This is a genomic window from Ectobacillus antri (assembly GCF_003852715.1).
Taxonomy (GTDB): domain Bacteria; phylum Bacillota; class Bacilli; order Bacillales; family Bacillaceae_G; genus Ectobacillus; species Ectobacillus antri.
In genome coordinates, this window is sequence record NZ_RIAV01000063.1 from 1 (window position 1) to 1,062 (window position 1,062).

The window sequence follows — 1,062 nt, forward strand, 5'->3', positions numbered from 1 at the left end:
CCACCCCGCGACGATAATAACTTGGATTTACTTCATAAAATAAATGGCGGAGGAAGAGGGATTCGAACCCCCGCGCGGCTCTCACCGCCTGTCGGTTTTCAAGACCGATCCCTTCAGCCGGACTTGGGTATTCCTCCGTATGGAGCCTAGCGGGATCGAACCGCTGACCTCCTGCGTGCAAGGCAGGCGCTCTCCCAGCTGAGCTAAGGCCCCATAAAATCGGGAAGACAGGATTTGAACCTGCGACCCCCTGGTCCCAAACCAGGTGCTCTACCAAGCTGAGCCACTTCCCGTATAACGCGCCCGAAAGGATTCGAACCCATAACCTTCTGATCCGTAGTCAGATGCTCTATCCAATTGAGCTACGGGCGCATAAACAACTGTATATACTTTATAATATAAAATACAGTATAAGCGGAAGACGGGATTCGAACCCGCGACCCCAACCTTGGCAAGGTTGTATTCTACCACTGAACTACTTCCGCATGTAATGGTGCGGGTGAAGGGACTCGAACCCCCACGCCAAAGGCGCCAGATCCTAAGTCTGGTGCGTCTGCCAATTCCGCCACACCCGCAGAATGTGAGCCATGAAGGACTCGAACCTTCGACCCTCTGATTAAAAGTCAGATGCTCTACCAACTGAGCTAATGGCTCATAATTATGGCTGGGCTAGCTGGATTCGAACCAACGAATGACGGAGTCAAAGTCCGTTGCCTTACCGCTTGGCGATAGCCCATCAAAAATGGTGGAGGGGGACGGATTCGAACCGCCGAACCCTGAGGGAGCGGATTTACAGTCCGCCGCGTTTAGCCACTTCGCTACCCCTCCGATATATGGTGGAGGATGACGGGCTCGAACCGCCGACCCCCTGCTTGTAAGGCAGGTGCTCTCCCAGCTGAGCTAATCCTCCGTAAAAAAAGCCCAATTAGGGCTGTGCCTAGCAACGTCCTACTCTCACAGGGACAAGGTCCCAACTACCATCGGCGCAAAAGAGCTTAACTTCCGTGTTCGGTATGGGAACGGGTGTGACCTCTTTGCCATCATCACTAGACATTTGAAGGC

10 tRNA genes and 1 rRNA gene are annotated in these 1,062 nt (G+C 53.5%); all 11 read right to left on the bottom strand.

The features are described from left to right. Positions 1–44: 44 nt before the first annotated feature. A tRNA-Ser gene (locus tag EEJ45_RS18100) sits at positions 45–137 on the bottom strand. Positions 138–140: 3 nt separating this feature from the next. Further along, positions 141–213: transfer RNA gene (locus EEJ45_RS18105), tRNA-Ala, on the bottom strand. 6 nt (positions 214–219) lie between these two features. After that, positions 220–293, bottom strand: a tRNA-Pro gene (locus EEJ45_RS18110). A 5-nt stretch (positions 294–298) separates the two neighbouring features. After that, positions 299–372, bottom strand: a tRNA-Arg gene (locus tag EEJ45_RS18115). 41 nt (positions 373–413) lie between these two features. Then, positions 414–485, bottom strand: a tRNA-Gly gene (locus EEJ45_RS18120). 6 nt (positions 486–491) lie between these two features. After that, a tRNA-Leu gene (locus tag EEJ45_RS18125) sits at positions 492–575 on the bottom strand. A 6-nt stretch (positions 576–581) separates the two neighbouring features. Continuing rightward, positions 582–654, bottom strand: a tRNA-Lys gene (locus tag EEJ45_RS18130). Between the two features lie 7 nt (positions 655–661). Next, positions 662–736 (bottom strand) — tRNA-Gln (locus tag EEJ45_RS18135). A gap of 7 nt (positions 737–743) precedes the next feature. Then, positions 744–828 (bottom strand) — tRNA-Tyr (locus tag EEJ45_RS18140). Between the two features lie 6 nt (positions 829–834). Continuing rightward, positions 835–910: transfer RNA gene (locus EEJ45_RS18145), tRNA-Val, on the bottom strand. Between the two features lie 25 nt (positions 911–935). Next, positions 936–1,051: ribosomal RNA gene (gene rrf / locus EEJ45_RS18150) — 5S ribosomal RNA — on the bottom strand. Positions 1,052–1,062 lie beyond the last annotated feature (11 nt).